Consider the following 1589-nt stretch of genomic DNA (forward strand, 5'->3'; position numbering starts at 1 on the left):
GGCCCGGCGGGCTGACGCGGGCGCTGCTCGCCGAGGGCGCCGCGCGGGTGATCGCGGTCGAGCGCGATCCCCGCGCCCTGCCGGCCCTGGCCGAGATCGCGGCGCACCATCCCGGGCGGCTGACGGTCGTCGACGCCGACGCCCTGGCCTTCGAGCCGCGGCCGCTGATCGGCGACGGGCCGGCGCGGATCGTGGCGAACCTGCCCTACAACGTCGGCACCGCCCTGCTCACCGGCTGGCTCGACGGCGAGGCCTGGCCGCCGTGGTGGGATTCCGCCACGCTGATGTTCCAGCGCGAGGTCGCCGAGCGCATCGTCGCCGACGAGTCGGAGCGGGCCGATTACGGCCGCCTCGGCGTGCTGTGCGGCTGGCGCACGCAGAGCGACATCCTGTTCGACGTGGCGCCCTCCGCCTTCGTGCCGCCGCCGAAGGTGACCTCGAGCGTCGTGCGCATCGTCCCGCGCGCCGCCCCGCTGCCCTGCCGGGCGGGCGCGCTCGAGGCGGTGACGCGCGCCGCCTTCGGGCAGCGCCGCAAGATGCTGCGCCAGAGCCTGAAGGGGCTGACGCCGGAGCCCATCGCCCTGCTCGCGGAGGCCGGCATCGCCGAGACCGCGCGGGCCGAGGAGGTGCCGGTGGCCGGCTTCGTCCGGCTCGCCAACCTGTGGGACGCGCATAGAAAGGCCGGCGCCCCGTGAGGGACGCCGGCCGGTTTCGTCGAAGCGTGGCGTCTTAGCGGGTCTGCTGGATCGCCGAGAGGATCCACGAGCGCCCGGGCGTACGCACGAAGGTCCAGAACTCGGTCGCCTCGCCCGGCTCGGTGGAGACGACGCGGTTGCTGTTCCGGTCGATCGTCACGTCCTTCAGGGTGTAGCGCATCGCCACCGTGGCGAAGTCCTGCGCGCCCTCGCCCCACGATTCCGACAGGTCGCCCTGCTGCAGCTTCACGTCCGAGATGCGGTTGACGACGCCGCGGGCGGCATTGCCGCGCAGCTCCTCCTCGAAGTAGCCGGCCATCTCCGGCGTCGCGAGGTTGCGCAGGCCGACCATGTCCTCGTGCGAATAGGCGTCCTGGACCTCGTTGAGCAGGCGCTCGAACGACTGGAAGTCGTTCGGGCCGATCTGCACCGGGCGCTGCTGCGGCGGACGCTGGGCGCCGCCCATCATGCCGCCGGTGCCGGCCGAACCGCCGAGGCCGGGATTGCCGCCCCCGGCCGCGTTCGGATCCATGCCCGAACGGGCGTAGGGCGCGCCCGCGGCGGCCGGCTCTCCGTTGCGGCGGCGGAACCAGCGCACCGCGAAGGAGACGAGCAGCACCACGAGGCCGACCTGCAGCAGCAGGCCGAGCATGGAGGCGATGCCGCCGAGCCCGCCGAAGAAGCCGCCGCCGAGCAGCGCGCCGAGGAGGCCGGCGCCGAGCAGGCCGGCCATGAAGCCGCCGCCGAAGCGGGGGCGCGCGGCAGGGGCCTGCATGCCGGGGTTGGTCATGCCCGGCGAGGGCTGCGTCTGGGTGCGCTGCATCGGCGCCGCGCTCGGGGCGGTCGTGGTGGCCGACGGCGCGTTGAACGTGCGCGAGCCGCGCGAGCCCATGC

The 1589-nt window shown here is 74.7% G+C and carries 2 protein-coding genes; one reads left to right on the plus strand and one right to left on the minus strand.

Annotation, left to right across the window (positions count from 1 at the left end):
- On the plus strand, positions 1-695 hold a 695-nt coding region (locus FV230_RS28130; protein ID WP_147844698.1), incomplete at its 5' end, for an rRNA adenine dimethyltransferase family protein.
- A 34-nt stretch (positions 696-729) separates the two neighbouring features.
- Here the strand turns inward: FV230_RS28130 and FV230_RS28135 are convergent.
- A partial coding sequence (locus FV230_RS28135; RefSeq protein ID WP_147844699.1) for a TIM44-like domain-containing protein occupies positions 730-1589 on the minus strand: 860 nt, incomplete at its 5' end.

Source organism: Methylobacterium sp. WL6 (assembly GCF_008040095.1).
Lineage (GTDB): Bacteria > Pseudomonadota > Alphaproteobacteria > Rhizobiales > Beijerinckiaceae > Methylobacterium.